Origin of the sequence: Aeromicrobium sp. Root495, from assembly GCF_001426755.1 — a bacterium.
Classification (GTDB): Bacteria; Actinomycetota; Actinomycetes; order Propionibacteriales; family Nocardioidaceae; genus Aeromicrobium.
Window position 1 is genome coordinate 414,814 of sequence record NZ_LMFJ01000002.1, and the last position, 19,179, is coordinate 433,992.

General features: G+C 71.4%; 20 protein-coding genes and 1 tRNA gene. 11 read left to right on the forward strand and 10 right to left on the reverse strand.

Annotation, left to right across the window (positions count from 1 at the left end):
- Positions 1 to 2: 2 nt before the first annotated feature.
- Positions 3 to 857, reverse strand: a complete 855-nt coding sequence (locus tag ASD11_RS16105) for an SDR family oxidoreductase (RefSeq protein WP_056289919.1) — start codon at positions 855 to 857, stop codon at positions 3 to 5.
- A 76-nt stretch (positions 858 to 933) separates the two neighbouring features.
- Here ASD11_RS16105 and ASD11_RS16110 point away from each other — a divergent pair, with 76 nt between their 5' ends.
- Together ASD11_RS16110 and ASD11_RS16115 are read left to right on the forward strand one after the other, a co-directional pair.
- The gene (locus ASD11_RS16110; protein WP_056289922.1) at positions 934 to 1,815 is read left to right on the forward strand and encodes an alpha/beta fold hydrolase; all 882 of its coding nucleotides are present in this window, start codon (positions 934 to 936) and stop codon (positions 1,813 to 1,815) included.
- Positions 1,812 to 2,471: a nitroreductase gene (locus ASD11_RS16115; RefSeq protein WP_200940195.1), complete on the forward strand. Its 660-nt coding sequence runs from the start codon at positions 1,812 to 1,814 to the stop codon at positions 2,469 to 2,471. Before ASD11_RS16110 ends, ASD11_RS16115 begins: the two co-directional genes overlap by 4 nt.
- A gap of 1 nt (position 2,472) precedes the next feature.
- Here the strand turns inward: ASD11_RS16115 and ASD11_RS16120 are convergent, their stop codons facing one another.
- Positions 2,473 to 3,912, reverse strand: a complete 1,440-nt coding sequence (locus ASD11_RS16120; RefSeq protein WP_056289926.1) for a hypothetical protein — start codon at positions 3,910 to 3,912, stop codon at positions 2,473 to 2,475.
- 239 nt (positions 3,913 to 4,151) lie between these two features.
- On the opposite strand from ASD11_RS16120, the gene ASD11_RS16125 reads away from it, so the two are divergent.
- From ASD11_RS16125 to ASD11_RS16135, 3 genes are read left to right on the forward strand one after another with little or no spacing between them, the layout of a single operon-like run.
- On the forward strand, positions 4,152 to 4,787 hold the full coding sequence (locus ASD11_RS16125; protein ID WP_056289929.1) for a histidine phosphatase family protein: 636 nt from the start codon (positions 4,152 to 4,154) through the stop codon (positions 4,785 to 4,787).
- Positions 4,788 to 4,844: 57 nt separating this feature from the next.
- Positions 4,845 to 5,654, forward strand: coding sequence for an SDR family NAD(P)-dependent oxidoreductase (locus ASD11_RS16130; RefSeq protein WP_056289930.1), 810 nt, complete (start codon positions 4,845 to 4,847; stop codon positions 5,652 to 5,654).
- Between the two features lie 2 nt (positions 5,655 to 5,656).
- Complete coding sequence (locus tag ASD11_RS16135) at positions 5,657 to 6,415, forward strand: SDR family oxidoreductase (protein WP_056289933.1); 759 nt, start codon at positions 5,657 to 5,659, stop codon at positions 6,413 to 6,415.
- Here the strand turns inward: ASD11_RS16135 and ASD11_RS16140 are convergent.
- The 3 genes from ASD11_RS16140 to ASD11_RS16150 form a co-directional block, all read right to left on the reverse strand.
- A complete protein-coding gene (locus ASD11_RS16140; protein ID WP_156464848.1) occupies positions 6,412 to 6,681 on the reverse strand; it encodes a hypothetical protein in 270 nt (89 codons plus the stop codon). The genes ASD11_RS16135 and ASD11_RS16140 overlap by 4 nt on opposite strands.
- 96 nt (positions 6,682 to 6,777) lie before the next feature.
- Complete coding sequence (gene metX / locus ASD11_RS16145; protein ID WP_056289937.1) at positions 6,778 to 7,908, reverse strand: homoserine O-acetyltransferase MetX; 1,131 nt, start codon at positions 7,906 to 7,908, stop codon at positions 6,778 to 6,780.
- A complete protein-coding gene (locus ASD11_RS16150; protein ID WP_056289940.1) occupies positions 7,905 to 9,194 on the reverse strand; it encodes a bifunctional o-acetylhomoserine/o-acetylserine sulfhydrylase in 1,290 nt (429 codons plus the stop codon). The genes metX and ASD11_RS16150 overlap by 4 nt, the downstream gene beginning before the upstream one ends.
- Before the next feature lie 173 nt (positions 9,195 to 9,367).
- Here ASD11_RS16150 and ASD11_RS16155 point away from each other — a divergent pair, with 173 nt between their 5' ends.
- The 4 genes from ASD11_RS16155 (at position 9,368) to ASD11_RS16170 (ending at position 11,792) form a co-directional block, all read left to right on the forward strand.
- Complete coding sequence (locus tag ASD11_RS16155; RefSeq protein WP_056290477.1) at positions 9,368 to 10,153, forward strand: carbon-nitrogen hydrolase family protein; 786 nt, start codon at positions 9,368 to 9,370, stop codon at positions 10,151 to 10,153.
- Positions 10,153 to 11,202 carry a hypothetical protein gene (locus ASD11_RS16160; protein WP_056289943.1) on the forward strand — a complete coding sequence of 350 codons (1,050 nt, stop codon included), beginning with the start codon at positions 10,153 to 10,155 and terminating at the stop codon, positions 11,200 to 11,202. Before ASD11_RS16155 ends, ASD11_RS16160 begins: the two co-directional genes overlap by 1 nt.
- Before the next feature lie 82 nt (positions 11,203 to 11,284).
- A tRNA-Ser gene (locus ASD11_RS16165) sits at positions 11,285 to 11,373 on the forward strand.
- 2 nt (positions 11,374 to 11,375) lie between these two features.
- Positions 11,376 to 11,792 carry a hypothetical protein gene (locus ASD11_RS16170; protein WP_056289946.1) on the forward strand — a complete coding sequence of 139 codons (417 nt, stop codon included), beginning with the start codon at positions 11,376 to 11,378 and terminating at the stop codon, positions 11,790 to 11,792.
- Positions 11,793 to 11,813: 21 nt separating this feature from the next.
- Here ASD11_RS16170 and ASD11_RS16175 read toward each other — a convergent pair whose 3' ends face one another.
- Entirely contained in the window at positions 11,814 to 13,427 is a 1,614-nt protein-coding gene (locus ASD11_RS16175) for a phosphatase PAP2 family protein (RefSeq protein WP_056289950.1), read from the reverse strand.
- Between the two features lie 126 nt (positions 13,428 to 13,553).
- Here ASD11_RS16175 and serS point away from each other — a divergent pair, with 126 nt between their 5' ends.
- Together serS and ASD11_RS16185 are read left to right on the forward strand one after the other, a co-directional pair.
- Positions 13,554 to 14,837: a serine--tRNA ligase gene (gene serS, locus ASD11_RS16180; RefSeq protein ID WP_056289953.1), complete on the forward strand. Its 1,284-nt coding sequence runs from the start codon at positions 13,554 to 13,556 to the stop codon at positions 14,835 to 14,837.
- Positions 14,834 to 15,631, forward strand: coding sequence for an HAD family hydrolase (locus ASD11_RS16185; protein WP_056289955.1), 798 nt, complete (start codon positions 14,834 to 14,836; stop codon positions 15,629 to 15,631). The genes serS and ASD11_RS16185 overlap by 4 nt, the downstream gene beginning before the upstream one ends.
- 103 nt (positions 15,632 to 15,734) lie before the next feature.
- Here ASD11_RS16185 and ASD11_RS16190 read toward each other — a convergent pair whose 3' ends face one another.
- Genes ASD11_RS16190 through ASD11_RS16205 form a run of 4 tightly spaced genes read right to left on the reverse strand, consistent with a single transcriptional unit; the run spans position 15,735 to position 19,179 of the window.
- Complete coding sequence (locus tag ASD11_RS16190; RefSeq protein ID WP_156464849.1) at positions 15,735 to 16,241, reverse strand: WhiB family transcriptional regulator; 507 nt, start codon at positions 16,239 to 16,241, stop codon at positions 15,735 to 15,737.
- 32 nt (positions 16,242 to 16,273) lie between these two features.
- Positions 16,274 to 16,795, reverse strand: a complete 522-nt coding sequence (locus tag ASD11_RS16195) for a bacterial proteasome activator family protein (RefSeq protein WP_082554510.1) — start codon at positions 16,793 to 16,795, stop codon at positions 16,274 to 16,276.
- A 36-nt stretch (positions 16,796 to 16,831) separates the two neighbouring features.
- Positions 16,832 to 17,806, reverse strand: coding sequence for an NAD(P)H-quinone oxidoreductase (locus ASD11_RS16200; RefSeq protein ID WP_056289961.1), 975 nt, complete (start codon positions 17,804 to 17,806; stop codon positions 16,832 to 16,834).
- Positions 17,807 to 17,859: 53 nt separating this feature from the next.
- Positions 17,860 to 19,179 (reverse strand): ATP-dependent 6-phosphofructokinase, encoded by a 1,320-nt coding sequence (locus ASD11_RS16205; protein WP_056289964.1) that lies wholly within the window; start codon positions 19,177 to 19,179, stop codon positions 17,860 to 17,862.

Sequence of the window (19,179 nt, forward strand, 5' to 3'; positions counted from 1 at the left end):
GGCTAGAGGCGCAGCGAGGGGTCGTGGGGGCCCTTGGGGTCCACCCAGAAGTCGAGCGCAAGCCCTTCCTCGGTCCCCCCGTTGAGGTAGACCGAGAAGTCCGTGACCCCGGCCGCCTCGAGCACGTCGTCGTCGATGAGGAACTGGCCGGTCTGCTCGCTCGGCGGCCGGACGAGGATCTCGTAGGCGGCGTCGGCCATGATCTGCGGCGTGCGTGAGTGTGCCTCCAGCCCGGCGCCCACGACGTTGCGCACGGCGGCCGTGTCGATGGCCGTGCGCGGCCAGAGGGAGTTGGCGGCGATGCCGTCGGCCCGCAGCTCCTCCGACAGTCCGAGGGTCACGAGGCTCATGGCGTACTTGGCCATGGCGTAGGCCGTGAAGGTCCCGAACCAGCGTGGATCGGTGCTGATGGGCGGCGACAGGGTGAGGACGTGGCCGTGGTCGGACTGCTTGAGCCACGGAAGCGACAGCTTGGAGAGCAGGAACGAGCCGCGCGCGTTGATGTCGAGCATGAGGTCGTACTTCTTCATGGAGATGTCGGCCGTGCTCGAGAGGTCGATCGCGCTGGCGTTGTTGACGACGATGTCGATGCCGCCGAACTTCTCGGCCGTCCGGGCCACGGCGTCCTCCACGAACGCGTCGTCGCGGACGTCGCCCACGAGCGGGAGCGCCTGGCCGCCGGCGTCGATCACGGCCTGCGCCGCCGTGTAGATGGTGCCCGGGAGCACGGGGTGCGGCTCGGCCGTCTTGGCCAGGAGCGCCACGTTGGCCCCGTCGCGGGCCGCTCGGACGGCGATGGCCTCGCCGATCCCCCGGCTGCCGCCGGACATGATGATGGTCTTGCCGGCGAGCGACATGGAATCTCCTGAGGACGCGAGTGGGGCTGGGGCCGATGTTGCCCGCCTCACCACTTACCGTCAATACTGACCGTAAATGTCCGAGCCCGTCGATCCCCCTGCATCCGTTCCGGCCTGGTTCGCCGACGCCCTCGCCCAGGAGCCGGAGCACCACGCCCTCGAGGTCGACCGGGTCCGCGTGGCCTACCGCGCCTGGGGCCGGGCGGGCCTGCCCGTCGTGGTGCTCGTGCACGGTGGCGCGGCGCACGCGGGCTGGTGGGACCACGTGGCGCCGTTCCTGACGACCGGGCACCGCGTCGTCGCGATCGACCTGTCCGGGCACGGCGACAGCGGCCATCGGCCCCGCTACGACTTCGTCACCTGGGCGGCCGAGGTGATGGCGGTCGCGGCCGCCGAGGGATCCACCCGCCCGGCCGTCCTGGGTCACAGCATGGGCGGCTTCGTGACCCTCACCGCGGCCATCGACCCGAGGTACGAGCTGCTGGGAGCCGTGGCCATCGACTCGCCCGTGCGCCGGATGTCGTCCGAGGCGAGGGCGTGGCTCGACAAGAACCCGACCCTCCCGCCGCACAAGGTCCACCCCACCCGCGAGGCCGTCGAGGCCCGGTTCAAGACGCTCCCGTCCGACGACGCCACGCTCGACTACGTCCGGGCCCACATCGCCACCGGGTCGGTGAAGGAGGTGGAGGGCGGCTGGACCTGGAAGTTCGACCCGCGCATTTTCTTCAGCGCGCGCATGGAGCCCGAGGCGCTCGTGGCCGCCCCGGGTCCCATCGCCCTGGTCCGCGGGGAGCGCGGCATGGCCACGGCCGACATCACCGAGTCCGTCGCGACGATGCTCGGCGGCGACGTCCCCGTCACGCTCGTCCCGGACTCGGGGCACCACATCATGCTCGACCAGCCGCTGGCGCTCATCGCGGTGCTGCAGGCCTACCTCGGAGAATGGAGTCGCCCATGACCGACCTCGACGTGCTCGAGACCTTGCTGGAGGAGCGGTGGAGCTGCCGCGGCTTCACGGACGAGCCGGTGGACCGGCCCACGATCGACCGGCTGCTGACGATCGCCGGCCGGACGCCCTCGTGGTGCAACACCCAGCCGTGGAACGTGGTCGTGACGTCCCCGCCGGAGACCGCCGCGCTGCGCGACGCCATGGGCGCCGACGAGCGCCTCGGCTCCGACATCGAGTTCCCCGCGAAGTACGAGGGCGTGCACGCCGAGCGTCGGCGGGAGTCGGGCTGGCAGCTGTACGAGGCCACCGGGGTGGCGAAGGGCGACCGCGAGGCCTCGGCCGCGCAGATGATGCGGAACTTCGAGTTCTTCGGTGCCCCCCACCTGCTGGTCCTCACAACCTCGAGGTCGCTCGGTCCCTACGGTGCGGTGGACTGCGGACTCTTCGTCGACACCTTCCTGCTCGCGGTCCAGGCGGCCGGTCTCGGTGCCTGCGCCCAGGCCGCCGTGGCGATGCGTTCGGACTTCCTGCACGAGTACCTCGGGCTCGACGAGGACCGGCAGGTGGTGTGTGGCATCTCCTTCGGCCATCCCGACCAGGACCACGCGACCAACGGCTACCGCACCACGCGCGTCCCGCTCGAGGACTTCGCGACCTTCCGCTGAGCTAGGGGAGCAGCGAGCCCAAACCCAGCACGGCGGCGAGCCCGAGCGCGCTGCGCGGGTGGTAGGCCGCGGTCCACAGGCCGCCGTGGGCCGCCCCGCGGGCCTCGTCCTGCCACGGCTCGTCGGCCGGCGGTTGTCCGGTGCGCAGGTCGTGCACGAGCAGGACGGCCATGAGCGAGTTGGACGTGGCCGGCTCGAAGACCTCCACGCCGAACCGGTGGGCCCCGGCGTAGGCCGCGGCCAGCGCCTTGTTCTTCACCACCGAGCGCGTGCGCGTGGCCGGCGCGACGTTGAGCGAGACGACCGTGCCGTGGGCCCGTGCATCGGTGGCGCGCCAGCGCTGCAGGCGCTTCGCCAGGGCGTAGTTGGGTCCCTGCTGCGGGACCAGCGCGTCGCACACGCCGGGATCCGCGCCCGGCGGGTAGTTGCGCTGGAGCAGCCGGCCCCCGGTGACGGCGCGGACCGACGTCCGGGCGGCCCGCCCCACCCGGCCACGGGTGTAGGCCTCCTCGGCAGCGCCGACCTCCTCCGCGGGCACCACGAAGACGTCGGTGGGCGTGGCCAGGAACGACAGTGCCGTGTCGGGCCGGCGGGTGAGCAGGTGCGTGGCGAGCGCGTCCGCAGCCATGGAGACGCGCACGTGGTCGGACCCGTCGGCGTAGCAGTAGTTGCCGAGGACGAGCCGGTCGCCGGTCTGGTCCGCCAGCCGGTCGAGCCAGTCGGCCACGGCGGGGAGCTCGCGCACGAGGTCGGCTCCTTCGTCCGCGCCGGCGTCGGTGACGATGCGCGACGGCACGAGCACGCGTCCGGCCCCGGCGGTGGCGACCTCGCGCACCCGCTGCTGCACGTCGGCACGTGGAAGGTCGAGCGCGGCCACCGTGGCACCCCAGCGCTGCAGCGCCCGGTAGGGACCCATCTCGGCGCCGGCCCCCAGCACCACGACGGTGTCGCCCTCGAGCCGGAGCCACTCGGGGTGGGTCATGACCGTCTGGACGGCGTCGGAGCACGACTGCGTGATGACGCCGCGCGCCACCCACTCGTCGAGCTGGCGGACGAGGCCGGCACCCCGCAGCCGCTCGCCCCGGTACGGGATGCTCACCTCCGCGTCCGGCGAGCCACCTCCCTGCAGGGTGGTGGTGTGGAGGGCCTGCTCCAGCGGGACGGTCTCGATGGCGGAGGCGAGCGGGACCTCGTCGTACCGCATCTGCTCGGTGGCGCTCCGCAGGCCCTCGGCCGCGACGGAACGCGCCGCGGCAGCGTCGCCGATGCCGGCCTCGACCGCTCGTCGGAAGTGCTCCAGGTAGTTCCGGCGCCAGCTGGTCTCGTGCTCGACGGCCCGGGCCCCCACGGGATCGGCCTTGCGCAACGCGTCGGCCAGGACCGCCCGCCCCGTGGCCGAGGTGCTGTCGCGGGCGAACGAGACTCCCTCTCGTGTGCTCATTCCTCCACCGTACGAGCGGATTTCGGCTACTCACGAGTCTCCCGACGAGTAACCGCCTGCGAGACCCATCTCGGCGTCCCGTGGGTCCGAACGACTGGTGAACGGCGAGACCCGGGTTCTCCTGCGGGTGCTCCCACCTCGGGTGCGGAGCGCCCACCGCCGTGGGGAGCAAGATGCGGCCCGCCCCTCTCGGGGGGCGGGCCGCTCGCGCGTCGTCACGATGGCCCTAGGCTCGACGCGTGGGAGCCATTCATCTGATCCGGCACGGACAGGCGTCGTGGGAGAGCGACGACTACGACCAGCTCTCGACGCTGGGGCTGCGCCAGTCCGCCTGGCTGGGCCAGGCCTGGGAGGCCTCGGGCTGGAAGCCCGACTGGTCGGTGGCCGGTTCCCTCAAGCGTCACGCCCAGACCGCCGTCGCCGCCATCGATGCCGTCGACGGCGACCTCTACGACATCGACGCCGGGTGGGACGAGTACGACCACCTCGGCCTCACGGGCCACGCGAGCGCCGCCGACCGTCCCACGGACCCACGCGAGTTCCAGCAGCTCCTCGACGCCGCGCTCGAGCGCTGGGTCTCCGGCGGGGAGGCTCCCGAGACCTTCGAGGCCTTCACCCGGCGCGTCCTCGGCTCGCTCGACGCAGCCGTCGCGCAGGCCGGGTCGGGTCGGGGCGTTGCGGTGTTCACCTCGGGCGGCCCCATCGCGCTCGTGACGTCCTACCTCCTGGCCGGCGACGCCTCGTTGTTCATCACGTTGAACCGGGTGGCCGTGAACGCGGCCGTCACGACGCTCATCGTGGGTCGGGGTGGGACCCGTCTCCTCACGTTCAACGAGCACACCCACGTCCCCCGCGACAGCGTCACCTTCCGCTGACGCAGGTCACACGGGTTCGCCCTTCCACCCAACTCAGATACCGGTAGTATCTGAAACATGACGACCTTCACCTCCGGCACCCGCGCGCTCGTCACGGGCGCCTCCTCCGGCCTCGGGCTCGCGCTCGCCCAGCAGCTCGCCCGGGCCGGCAGCCGTGTGCTCGCCACCGACATCCACGCCGAGGCCCCGGCCGAGCTCCTCGCCGCCGGAGACGTCACCTACCTGACGCTCGACGTCACCAACGACGCCCACTGGGACCGCGCCTACACGTGGGTGGTGGAGAACTTCGACGGCCTCGACCTGCTGTTCAACAACGCCGGTGTCGCGGCGGGCGGTCGCATCGAGCTCTCCGAGATCGACCAGTGGCAGTGGATCATCGACATCAACCTCCTCGGCGTGGTGCGCGGCTGCAAGCAGTTCGTGCCGATGCTCAAGGAGCAGGGCTCGGGCCACATCGTCAACACCGCCTCCGCGGCCGGCCTCGTGCACGCGCCCACCATGAGCGAGTACAACGCGGTGAAGGCGGCCGTCGTCGCGCTGAGCGAGACGCTGCGCCACGAGCTGAACCCGTGGGACGTCAAGGTCAGCGTCATCTGCCCCACGTTCTTCAAGACCAACCTGAGCGACTCCATGCGCGGCAAGGACGAAGCCGCCCAGCGCACCGCCGCCAAGCTCATCAACAACTCGGACCGCACCGCCGACGGCGTGGCTGCCGAGGTGCTCAAGCAGGTGCGCCGCAACACGTACCTGATCCTTCCCGACCGCGACGCCGTGGTGGCCTACAACGCGAAGCGGCTCGCCCGCCCCGTCTACGACCGCATGATGTTCCGTGCGGCCGCCCGGATGAAGTCCAAGGCGAAGGGCTGACCATGCGCAAGAACGTCCTCATCACGGGTGCCAGCTCGGGCCTCGGGGCGGAGATGGCCCGCCAGCTCGCCGCGCAGGGACATCACCTCGCCCTCACGGCCCGTCGGGTCGATCGGCTCGAGGAGCTCAAGAACGAGATCGGGGCGGCTCATCCCGGCGTCGAGGTCGTGGTGCACGCTCTCGACGTCAACGACCACGACCAGGTCTTCGCCGTCGTGCGTCAGGCCGCCGCCGACCTCGGTGGGCTCGACCGCGTCATCGTGAACGCGGGGCTCGGCAAGGGCGGGCGCATCGGCACGGGCAAGTTCGCCGCCAACAAGGAGACCGCGGAGACCAACTTCATCGCGGCGCTCGCGCAGTGCGAAGCCGCCATGGAGCACTTCTACGAGCGCAAGGCCGGCCACCTCGTCGTCATCTCCTCGATCTCCGCGCTGCGCGGCATGCCGTCGAGCATGACCACCTACGCGGCCACCAAGGCCGGGATCGCCCATCTCGCCGAGGGCATCCGCATGGACCTCCTGGGTCGCAAGGGGCTCGACATCGCGGTCACCACCATCTTCCCCGGCTACATCGCCTCGGAGATGAACGAGAAGGTCGAGCAGGAGCAGAAGCTCATGGTCGACACCGCGACGGGCGTCCGTTCCATGCTCAAGGCCATCGAGAAGGAAGTGGCCGAGGCGTCCGCGCCCCAGTGGCCGTGGGCCCCGCTCGGACAGGTCATGAAGCACGCGCCCCTGGGTGTCGTGCGCAAGCTGGTCTAGCCCGCGAGGAGTCCGGCCACCGTGGGCCGCGAGACCACCTGGGCCACGGCTGCCGCGTCGAACGAGCGGACCGTGTCGTGGACGGACGCCACGAGGGCCGGCTCGTCGAGCGTCTCGATCGTGAGCCAGCCGGCGTCCGTGTCGCCGTCCGAGCACGTGGCGCCGGGCACGCGGGCCATGACGGCCGCGGTCAGCGCGACGACGTCGACGTCGGCACCGAGGTGGAAGACCTGGACGCACCAGCCGTCGAGAGGGATCTCCATCACGGGACTGCTCCTGTCCTCCGTCGTGGTGTCCCCCCGGACCGGTTCAGCGTATGCCCCCCGGGCGACGTCTCGCGTGACCTTGGGGCAGTTTCTCGGTCAGGTGCTGCGGGGGCCCCGGCCGAGCAGCGCGGAGGCCAGCGCACCGACCTGCTCGTGCTCCACGAGGAACCCGTCGTGGCCGTGCAGGGAGTTCACGACGTCGAGGCGCTTGGCGCCCGGGATCAGCTCGGCGAGTGTCTGCTGCTGCGACAGGGGATAGAGCCGGTCGGAGTCGATGCCCGCCACGACGGTGCGCGCCGTGATGCGGCGCAGGGCCGACTCGACGCCGCCGCGACCGCGTCCGACGTCGTGGGAGTCCATGGCGCGCGTGAGCACGAGGTACGAGCCGGCGTCGAACCGCTGGGCCAGCTTGACGCCGTGGTGCTCGAGGTAGGACGCGACCGAGAACGTGACGCCGTCGGGCTCCCGCTCCCGACCGAACCGCTCGGCCAGCTCGTGCTCGCTGCGGTAGCTGATGTGGGCGATGCGGCGGGCCACCTCGAGCCCGCCGACGGGGCCGACGGCGTTCTCGTAGTAGTCGCCGTCCGCGTAGGCGGCGTCGTGGGTGATGGCGGCCTGCTGGGTGGTGGAGAGGGCGACCTGCTCGGCCGAGGCCCAGGCCGAGGTGGCCAGGAGGAAGAGGCGCTCCACGCGTCCGGGGTGCTCGACAGCCCACTCCAGGGCGCGCATCCCACCGGCGGACCCGCCGATGACGGCGTGCCAGCGCTCGATGCCGAGCCGGTCGGCGAGGGCCACCTCCGCCGCGACCTGGTCCCGCACCGTGAGGTCGGGGAAGCGGCTGCCGTACGCGGCTCCGTCGGGCGCGGGTGAGGCCGGACCGGTGCTGCCCTGGCAGCCACCCAGGATGTTGGCCGCCACCACGAAGAAGCGGTCGGTGTCGATGTCGCCGCCGGGACCCACGACGTCGCCCCACCAGCCGGGCGAGACGTGCCCGGGTCCGGCCTCGCCGACGACGTGGCTGTCGCCGGTGAGGGCGTGCAGCACGAGCACGGCGTTGGAGCCGGTGAACGTCCCCCACGTCTCGTACGCGAGGACGACGTCGTCGAGCTTGTCGCCGGACTCCAGCCCGAGTGGTCCGAGCCGGGCGAAGCGTCGTGAACCGACAGGATCTCCCTCCCGCCACGCACCGCTGACGGGAGGGAGATCCGGGTGGATCGGGCGGGTCACTTGGCCGCGCGCAGTCCTGCGTCGATGTCGGCCAGGATGTCGTCGATGTGCTCGAGGCCGACGGCGAGGCGCACGAGGCCCGGCGTGACGCCGGTGGCCGCCTGCTCCTGCTCGCTCAGCTGCGAGTGCGTGGTCGACGCCGGGTGGATGGCGAGCGAGCGGACGTCGCCGATGTTGGCCACGTGGCTGAACAGCTCGAGCGAGTCGATGAACGCACGGCCCGCGTCGCGGCCGCCGGGCAGCTCGAACGTGAGCACGGCGCCGGCGCCCTTGGGCGTGTACTTGTCGGCGAGCGCCTTGTAGGGGCTGGAGTCGAGCGAGGCCCAGCGGACCTCGTTGACGTCCTCGCGGGCCTCGAGCCACTCAGCGACCTTGCGGGTGTTCTCGAAGTGGCGCTCGACGCGCAGGCTCAGCGTCTCCAGGCCCTGGGCGATGAGGAACGCGCTGAAGGGGCTGATGGCCGCACCGATGTTGCGCAGGTACTGGACGCGCAGCTTGGCGATGTAGGCGGCCTCGCCGAGCGCCTCGGAGAAGACGAGCCCGTGGTAGCTGTCGTCGGGCGTCGTGAAGCCGGGGAACTTGTCGCCGTGGGCGGCGTAGTCGAACGTGCCGGAGTCGATGACGACGCCGGCGATGGTCGTGCCGTGACCGCCGATGTACTTGGTGGCCGAGTGGACGACGGTGTTGACCCCGAACTGGAACGGGTTGAGGCCCCACGGGGTGGCGATGGTGTTGTCGACGATGAACGGCACGCCGACCTCGCGAGCGACGGCGGAGATGGCCTCGAGGTCGAGGACGTCGCCCTGCGGGTTGCCGATCGTCTCGCCGAAGAACGCCTTGGTGTTCTCCTGCGTGGCGGCGCGCCACTGCTCGGGATCGTTGGGGTCTGCGACGAAGCTGACGTTGATGCCCAGCTTGGGGAACGTGTGGCGCAGCAGGCTGTCCGTGCCGCCGTAGAGGCTGGACGAGGCCACGATGTGGTCGCCGGCCTCGGCCACGTTGGTGAGCGCGCCGGTGGTGGCGGCCTGGCCCGAGGCGAAGAGGAGTGCGCCGATGCCGCCCTCGAGCGCGGCGAGGCGCTGCTCCACGACGTCCTGCGTCGGGTTGATGATGCGCGTGTAGATGTTGCCCGGCTCGGCGAGGCTGAAGAGCGCCTCGGCGTGGTCGGTGTCGCGGAACTGGAACGACGTCGTCTGGTAGATCGGCAGCGCGCGGGCGCCGGTGGTGGGGTCAGGAACCTGACCTGCGTGGATCTGCTTGGTCTCGAACGACCACTGGTCACTCATGGATGCTCCTGCGGGGCTGGGGAGGGAGACGTACCCCCTCACGGTCGCACCATTACCAGCCCACGGACAAGGATCTCACCATGCGGGACGGCGGACGGCTCTCCCCGTCCGCGTCGCACGCCCCTGGGGCCACCTCATCCTGCTCTCAGGCGAGACCTGCGAGAATGGCGGCCATGCGTGTCGCCGTGGTCCAGCTCGCCTCGAGCACCGACTCCGACGCCAACCGCCGGCTGGTCGCTGACCGGCTCGGCGCGATCGCGTCGGACGTCGACCTCGTCGTGCTGCCCGAGGCCGCCATGCACGACTTCGGGTCTCCCGACCACGACCTGGCCGCGGCGGCCGAGCCGCTCGACGGCCCCTTCGTGCAGCTGCTGGCGGAGCACGCCCGCAGGCTGGGCGCCACCGTCGTGGCCGGCATGTTCGAGGAGAGCGCGGGCGACCTCCCGTTCAACACGCTCGTGGCCCTCGGCCCCGACGGATCCCTCCTCGGCTCCTATCGCAAGATCCACCTCTACGACTCCTTCGGCTACAAGGAGTCCGACCGTCTCGTCGCCGGTGAGCCGGCGCCGCTCGTGCTCGACGTCGCCGGCACCCGGGTCGGGCTCATGACCTGCTACGACCTGCGCTTCCCGGAGATGGCGCGGCTTCTCGTCGACTCCGGTGCGGAGGTCGTGGTCGTGCCGGCCGCCTGGGTCGCCGGCGACCTCAAGCTGCACCACTGGCGCACCCTCCTGACCGCACGCGCCATCGAGGACCTCGTCCACGTGGTGGCCGCGGCCCAGGGCGGGGAGCGCTACACGGGCCACTCGCTCGTGCTCGACCCCCAGGGCCAGGTACTGGCCGAGGCGGGTCCCGACGAGGTGGATGGGCTCAGGGTCGACCTGGACCCGAGCGCCGTCGCGCAAGCGCGCCACACCAATCCCTCGCTGGCCAACCGACGGCTGGAGGTGCGCGTCTGATGGCCGCTCCCGCCGGGCGTCGCCGTCTCGACACCACCATCCCGGTCGACTACGACATCCCCACCCGTCGTCCCCGACTCACCGACGACCGCACCGCTCAGCTCGTCATCTCCGTCGTCATCGGAGCGTGGGTGGTGGGGACCCTGCTCGCGGCCACGGCCGTCGTGAAGACGCCCGTCCCGTCGTGGGTGGAGCGACCGGCGGCCGGCCTGCTGCTGGTGGTGTTCGGCATCGGTCTCACGCACCGCGCCGGCGGGCACATGCGGATCTGGGGGACCATCACCGGCGTCCTCGCCGTCGCGGCCGTGGGCACCCAGGCCACCGGTCTGCTCTCCGCGGCGGCGGCCACGACCGCGGTGCTGGCGGCCGTGTGGGCGGTCATGATCACCCGCCCTGCCTACCGGCCGCTCACCGCCATGCGGGAGTACGTCATCTCCCTGTCGGTGGCGCTCAGCGGCACGGTCGCGGTCGCAGCCTGGAACGCTCCCGTGAACTACCAGCGCTTCAACCTCGCCGTCCTCGCCGTGGCCCTGGGCCTGGCCATCGTCATGGTGTGGAGCCTCGGCGCAGGTCTGCACGGCCTCGGCCGTCAGAACCTCACCCTGCTCGTGGGGGTGGCCGTGGTGCTCGTGGTGCTGCTCGTCTACTCGAGCCTCGTGCGGTCCCACGGCTCGCAGGCGCTCGTGGAGAACCTCGACGAGCTCGTCATCTGGATGCGCACCACCTTCCAGGGCGTGCCTCGGCCCGTCGAGGTCTTCATCGGCTTCCCGGCGCTCGTCGTGGGTGTCTCGCTGCGGTCGCAACGTCGTGAGGGCTGGTGGATCCTCGTGTTCGCCGTCCTCGGCACCGGTGTCCTCACCACGTCGCTCGTCTCGCCCGGCGCCTTCCCCACCTACATCGCCATGTCGACGCTCTACTCGGCGGTGCTCGGACTGGCCCTCGGCGTCGTGGTCACCTGGTTCGTCGTGAGGCCGCCGTCGGCCAAGCGCGCCCGTGCCGTCGTGCCGGAGCGTCGCGTGGAGCCGGCCCGCCTCGCCCCGCTCAAGTAGCCCCCTCGCGTGCCGACACTGCGCCGGGTGCGAGAATCGGCGGACGCCGGAGCGCACCGTCACGACGAGGTCGGACCGGCGTGGAGGGGTGCCGGAGTGGCCGATCGGAACCGCCTTGAAAGCGGTCGCTGGCAGAAATGTCAGCCGCGGGTTCGAATCCCGCCCCCTCTGCGATGAGCATCTATCGCGTCGACCGTGGCGCCGCCCTTCTGATGGTCGGCGTCGGATTCGTCGTGTCCGCGGTCGGGGTCGTGGTGGCCTTCCTGCTGGCACCGCGGGGCGGGCCCCTGGGCGTCGTCGGCTGGGTCTTCGCCGCGATCGCGGTCGTGGCCCTTCTGGTCGCCGCGCGCTTCGGCCTGCGGCCGCCGGTGGTGGCGCGGCTCGACGACGTCGGGCTGCGGGCCCGCGGGACCAGGGTCGAGTGGATCGACGTCGAGGGCGTGGACCTGTCCACCGCCGCGCTGCGCCTCACGACCACCGACGGCGAGAAGGTCGTGGACCTGACGACGCTCGGACCGCGTCGCGCGGAGCTGGCCCGTGAGGTCTACGACCGCCTCAACGCCGCGCACGGCTACACACGCTTCGCCTGAGGCCCTCGCGCGGCGGCAGGATCAGCCGGCGACGCCCGTGGGGAGCGCCGGCACCCGGACGAGGAGCACGCCGGGGTGCACCTCGGCCGTGATCTCCAGACCCTCGCCGACGGGGTCGCCGTCGAGCTGCATGGGGGTGGGCGAGGTGGCGGACACCCGCACGACCCGTCCGGTGAAGCGGTCGAGCCGGTCGTTGGTCCGCTTCTGCCGTGTGAGGACGCGCGCCACGATGGCGAGCCAGCCGAAGAAGCGACGGGGTGCCAGCACCACGACGTCGAGTCGCCCGTCGTCGATCCGCGCCTCGGGGAGGAGAGGGATGCCGGCCTGCAGGAAGCCGACGTTGCCGATGACGACGGTCCGTGCCCGGAAGGTCCGCGGCTCCTCGTCGTCGACGGTGATGGTGACCTTCATGCCCGGGAAGCGCAGCGCTTTGACCCCGGACACGAAGTAGGCCGCCCAGCCCACCTTCTGCTTCAGGTTGTCGTCGACCCCGGTCATGATCATGGCGTCCATGCCGAGACCGGCCATGACGAGGAACGTGGTGTCCACGTCGGAGTCGGTGCGGAATGTGGCCAGGTCGATGGCCTTGTCCTGGCCGCCGAACGCCACCTCCAGCGCGTCACGTGAGTTCAGTGGCACGCCCAGGTTGCGGGCCAGCAGGTTGCCCGTGCCGTGCGGGATGACGCCGATGGCCACGCCCGTGCGGGCTGCCTCCTCGCAGACCGCGCGGACCGTGCCGTCGCCACCTGCGGCGATGATGAGGTCGACGCCGAGCTCCAGGGCCTGCTGCGCCTGACCGTAGCCGGGGTCCTCCACCGAGGTCTCGAACCAGTGCGGCTCGGACCAGCCGTGCTGGAGGGCCACCTGCAGCACCCGGGCCTTGAAGTCCTCGACGTCGCCGACCTTGGCCGGGTTGAGCACGACCGCCACGCGGCGGGCGCCGGTGCCGGTCAGCACCGCCAGCTCGGAGGGAAGACGCGGACGGGACGCCACCACGACCACCCAGGCGAGGACGGTCACGAAGATGCCGAGCACGAGGCCGGCCACCACGTCGGTGAAGTAGTGGACGCCGAGGAACACCCGGCTCGCGGCGGTGGCGAGGCCGAGCAGGACCCAGACGGTGATGAGGAGGCGCCGACGCCACCCGCGGCCGGTCAGCACGATGGTGAGGAGCACCAGGACCGTGCAGAGCATGCCCGCGCCGGAGGAGTGCCCGCTCGGGAAGGACCAGCCGCCGATCTCGTGCAGCGGCTCGTCCCACGGCGGGCGGGGCCGCTCGAAGACCGCCTTGATCGCGGGGTTGCCGAGCAGGACCAGGAGGCCGCTCGCCGCGGACCACACGGCGATGCGGGGCTCCCGACGCCACAGGGAGACCACGACGATGACGAGCAGCACGGCCGCGACCGGGAGCGTGGAGAACGCCGCGGCGAATCCCTCGAACACATGGTGCAGCCAGGGCTGGTCGGCGGTGAGGTCGTGCGCCCACGGCGCGATCTTGTCGTCGAGGCGCTGCGTGGCGGGGGTGTCGGTGCCGATCGCGGTGGCGAGGAAGGCGAAGACGACTGCCGTGGTGACGAGGATGCCGCCGTAGACCCCTCCCACGGAGGGTTGGGCGCGACGCAGGTCGAGCGGCACGGCAGGTCCTTCCGGAGCGGGCGCGTCGGTGCGGCCCTGGGCGAGTCGGTCGATACAGCGTAGTCAACGCCGGTCCTGCCCTGCAGGGGCCGGGGCGCTCTGGCAGCACGTCGATAGGCTGGGCGCGTGATCGACGCCCGACTCCTTCGAGACGACCCCGAATCCCTGCGCGAGGCTCAGCGCCGACGCGGCGAGGCCCCCGAGCTCATCGACGAGCTCGTGGCCGCCGACGCGGCACGGCGATCGTCCATCGTGACCTTCGAGGCCGTCCGGTCGGAGCAGAAGAACCTCGGTGCCCTCATCCCGAAGGCGCAGGGTGAGGAGAAGCAGGCTCTCCTGGCCCGGACCAAGGAGCTCAGCGCCAAGGTCAAGGAGGCGGAGGCGGCACAGTCCGTCGCCGCCGAGGCGTTCATGACGCTGCTCAGGGCCCTGCCCAACCCGGCCTCGCCCGAGGCGCCCCAGGGCGGCGAGGACGACTTCGTGGTCCTGGAGGAGGTCGGGTCCCCGCGCGACTTCGCGGCCGAGGGCTTCGAGCCCCGCGACCACCTCGAGCTCGGCAAGATGCTCGGCGCGTTCGACGTCGAGCGTGGCGCCAAGGTCAGCGGCGCCCGTTTCTACTTCCTCACCGGGGTCGGCGCGCAGCTCGAGATCGCGCTGCTCCAGCTCGCCATGAGCAAGGCCGCCACCTGGGGCTTCACCCCCATGATCACCCCGGCCCTCGTGAAGCCCAGCGCCATGGACGGCACGGGCTACCTCGGCCAGGGCTCGGGCGACGACGTCTACCACCTGCCCAAGGACGACCTCTACCTCGTGGGAACGTCGGAGGTGCCGCTCGCGGCCTACCACTCCGACGAGATCCTCGAGGGCTCGGTGCCCAAGCGCTACGCCGCCTTCAGCCCCTGCTACCGCCGCGAGGCCGGCTCCTACGGCAAGGACACCCGCGGCATCTTCCGCGTGCACTGGTTCGACAAGGTCGAGATGTTCGTCTACACCTCGCTCGAGGAGTCGTACGCCGAGCACGAGCGGCTGCTGGGCTGGGAGCGGGAGTGGCTCGAGTCGCTCGAGCTGCCCTACCGCGTCATCGACGTCGCCTCGGGCGACCTCGGCCTCTCGGCCATCCGCAAGTTCGACTGTGAGGCGTGGATCCCCTCGCAGGGCAAGTACCGCGAGGTCTCGTCCACGTCCAACTGCACCGAGTTCCAGGCGCGCCGCCTCAACACCCGGCTGCGCACGACGGCCGAGGACGGCTCCACCGGCACCGCTCCCGCGGCCACGCTCAACGGGACGCTGTGCGCCATGACGCGCACGATCATCGCGCTGCTCGAGAACGGGCAGCAGCCCGACGGCTCGGTGCGGCTCCCCGCCGTCCTGCACCCGTTCCTCGGCGAGGTCCTGGAGCCCATCGCGTGAGCTGGTCGCCTCGGCTCGTCGCGCTCGACATCGACGGCACGGTCGTCGACGAGAACAACGTGATCAGCCCGGCGGTCCAGGCCGCCGTCGACGCCGTGCGAGCCGCCGGCATCCTCGTGGTGCTGTCCACCGGGCGCGCCGTCCCCGGCGTCGTCGAGGTGGCCGAGCGACTCGGGCTCCACCTCCCCGAGTCCGAGGGCGGGCTCGGCGTGGCGAGCAACGGTGCCGTCGTCTTCGGCTACGACCCCTTCGAGATCGTCCACAGCGTCACGTTCGACGCGTCCGAGGCAGTGATGCGCGTTCTGGCCCAGGTGCCCGACGCGATCGTCGCCGTGGAGGACATCGGCGTGGGCTACCGCGTCAACAAGCACTTCCCCGCCGGCGAGGTGAGCGGTGCCATCACGGTGCAGGACGTCGAGCAGCTCATCGCCGAGCCTGTGGCGCGCGTGGTGATCCGGGCTCCCGAGCACGACGCCGACGACTTCGCCAAGGTCGTGGCCGGGCTCGGCCTGCACGACACGAACTACTACATCGGCTACACGGCGTGGCTCGACATCGCGCCCGACGGCGTCTCCAAGGCCTCGGGGCTCGACGTCCTGTGCGGCCGGTTCGGCATCGACCCGGCCGACGTGCTGGCCGTGGGCGACGGGAACAACGACCTGGAGATGCTGCGCTGGGCCGGCCGCGGCGTGGCCATGGGCCAGGCCCCGCCCGACCTGCTCGACGTGGCCGACGACGTCACCGGCAGCGTCCACGAGGACGGCCTGGCCGCCGAGCTCCGGCGCTGGGTCTAGCCCGTCCGGCTCCGTCGCCCGACGGGGTCGTTCGAGCTCGACGCGTCAGCTGGTCCTGATCACGACCTGCGTGAGCCGTTCGGGCGCGGTGCGCCGTGCAGGCTCACGCGTACTGGCTGGTCTCCAGGGTGTCGAAGGCGTCGAGGACGTCGTCGACCGTGGGGACGCGTCGCTGCTCCGGCACGGAGGTGGCGGGCGTCTCGGCGGACTGACGGGCCCGGCGCAGGTGTCGCTTCACCGTGGAGGTGGAGCAACCGAGCCGCTCCGCGAGCTGCTGGCACGTGTCGTGCGGGTACGAACCCCGCGCAGCCAGCACCGACTCGTGGCTCACCGGGCTCCCGGCGGCACGGGCGAGCCCGTACTGGGCCTGAGCAGCCTGGTCGACGACCTGGATGCCGAGCGATCGTCGGATGGCGGCTCGGTCGGACTCCGTCGTGCACGCCACGAAGCCGGAGACGTCGACCTCGACCACGGCCCGGTACAGGCAGTCGACGAGCATCGGACATCCGGCGCACGCGCGGTGCGCGACGGACGCCGAGCCGGCGCCGTCGTTGAAGTTTTCCGGCGTGCTGGCGCACGGCGGCAGAATCGTGTCAAACACGATGGTCATGGGCTCCCTCTTCCCGTCACATCGTGGCCAGTTTAGAGGTACATGCCCCCCGTGGCGACATTTTCGGCCGAAGAAGCCGAATCGTCACCTTTGCCGTCGTTTGACGACGGCAACGCCAGGCGCATGTTCTGCAGCTGCGCCTGGGCCTGGACCTGCTGCGCGTAGAGGGCGGCCTGGATGCCGTGGAAGAGGCCCTCGAGCCATCCGACCAGCTGTGCCTGCGCGATGCGGAGCTCGGCGTCGGTGGGCGCCTCGGACTCGAACGGCAGGCTCAGTCGCTCCAGCTCCTCGATGAGCTCGGGGGCCAGGCCGTCCTTGAGCTCCTTGATGGACTGGCTGTGGATGTCGCGCAGGCGCGCTCGGCTCGCGTCGTCGAGCGGTGCCGCCTTCACCTCGTCGAGGAGCTGGCGGATCATGCCACCGATGCGCATCACCTTGGCCGGCTGCTCCACCAGGTCGGTGAGGGGCGTGGGCGACTTCTCGCCGTCGGACGGGGCGGCCTCGTCGTCGACCACGTGGCCGACGAGGGGCGCGTTGGGCTGAGGCTCGGTCATGGCATCCAGCCTAGTAGCGGAGCCGTGAGCACGCTCCTAGGCGAGCGTCAGCAGGACCTTGCCCGTGTGGCTCGACTCCTCCAGCGTGCTGTGGGCCTGCCGCACCTCCTCGAGCGGGAACGTGGCGTGCACGACCGGACGCAGCGCGCCCTGCTCGACGAGCGGCCACACCTCGCTCACGAGCTGCTGCACGATCTCTGCCTTCTCCTCCACCGGCCGGAAGCGCAGCGACGTGGCCGTGACCGAGGCGTTCTTGGACAGCAGCGTGCCCAGGTCGAGCTCACCCTTCACCCCGCCCTGCATCCCGATGGTGACCACACGACCGCCGCGACCGAGGACCTTGACGTTCCGCTCGAGGTACTTGGCGCCCATGATGTCGAGCACGACGTCGATGCGGATCCTCTGCTCCCGCAGCACCTCCGCGAAGTCCTGCTCGCGGTAGTCGATCGTGAGGTCGGCGCCCAGCCGGCGGCAGAAGTCGGCCTTCTCGGGACTGCCCACCGTGACGGCCACGCGGGCGCCGCGGGCCTTGGCCAGCTGGATGGCCGTGGTGCCGATGCCGCTGGCACCTCCGTGGACCAGCAGCCACTCGCCCTCCGCGAGGCGGGCCGTCATGAAGACGTTGGACCAGACGGTGGCGGCGGTCTCCATGAGGCCGGCGGCGTCGACGAGCGGGAGCCCGGCCGGCACCGGGGCCACCTGTCCACGCGGCACGACGACGAGCTCGGCGTACCCGCCGCCGGACAGCAGGGCGCACACCTCGGCACCGATCTCGAGGTCCTCCACGCCGGCGCCCAGCGCCTCGACCGTGCCCGAGCACTCGAGCCCCATCACGGTGGTGACGCCGGCCGGCGGGTCGTAGAAGCCGCGGCGCTGCAGCAGGTCGGCGCGGTTGACGCCGGCTGCGGCCACGCGGACCAGGACCTCGCCCTCACCCGCGACCGGGTCGTCCACCTCCCCGATGGTCAGAGCATCCACGTCACCCGGACCGGTCACCACGACAGCACGCATGGGGCCACGCTAGCCGCACCGCGGGGCTGGGCCTGCGCGCCGTGGTGGCCGGGTCAGCGCATGTCGAAGGGCTGGGCCGTGGACTCGAGGACGCTGAGCCACAGGTCGCCGTCGGGGGAGACGTGGTGGGTGCGCTGGGTGACCAGCTCGATGGGGACGTGCACGAACCGGTGGCGGCGTCGCCCCACCACGAGGTCGGTCCGGCCTGCCATGGCCGCGTGGACCGCCGTCTGGGCGAGCCGCGCGCAGTAGACCGCGTCGGCCGGGTCGGCCGGGACGGAACGGATGAAGTAGCCGGGGTCGAAGTAGCGGAACATGGCCTCCTCGCCCCGCGTGGCGAAGTCGTCGCCGATGCGTTCGCGGAGGAGTCGGCCGATGTCCGCGAGCCGCTGGTTGCCCGACGCGTCGGTGGTCTCGTCGGTGGGCAGGTGCTCCTGGCCGGCGCCCTCGGCCACGACGATCACGGCGTGTCCCTGCTGCTCCACGCGTCGCCGCACGTGGGCGAGGAGCCCGTTGTCGCCGTCGAGCGAGAAGGGCACCTCAGGGATGAGCACGAAGTCGGCGTCGTGGTTGGCGACGGCCGAGTAGCACGCGATGAACCCGGCGTGGCGACCCATCACCTTCACGACGCCGATGCCGTTGAGACTCGCCTCGGCCTCGATCTTGGCCGCCTTGATGGACTGCGAGGCCCGGGCGTAGGCGGTCTGGAACCCGAAGCTCTGGCCGATGTGCGGGATGTCGTTGTCGATGGTCTTGGGCACGCCCACGACCGCGATGTCGACCTCGCGCGAGAGCGCCTCCTGCGCGATCCGGTGGGCACCGCGCATGGACCCGTCGCCCCCGATGACGAACAGCACGTTGATGCCGCGGGCCTGGAGGGTGTCGACGACCACCGCCGGGTCCTGCGCGCCCCGCGACGAGCCCAGCACCGTTCCGCCCCGCTCGTGGATGTTGGCCACGAAGGAGGGCGTGAGGTCGATGGGCTCGAGACCGAGCTCCGGGACGAGACCGGCGTAGCCGTTGCGGAACCCGGTGATCTCGGTGACGCCGTAGTGCTCGTGCAGCTCCATCACGAGGGCGCGGATGACGTCGTTGAGGCCGGGGCAGAGCCCGCCGCACGTGACGATGCCGACCTTCACGTCGCTCGGCTCGAAGTACAGCTCGGCCCGCGGGCCACCGGACTCGAACGTCGGGAGGGACTCGAGGGGCAGGCCTCGGGCGAGCAACAGCTCGACGGTGTCGTCGTAGAGGATCCGGTCGGTCTCGCCGACGTAGTACTCGTTGGTCTCGCGACCGCCGACGTAGCGCGCGAGCGGGGACCGGACGGTGCACGGACCGAGGGTGCTGACCTGCAAGTCGTCGAGGGTGACCAC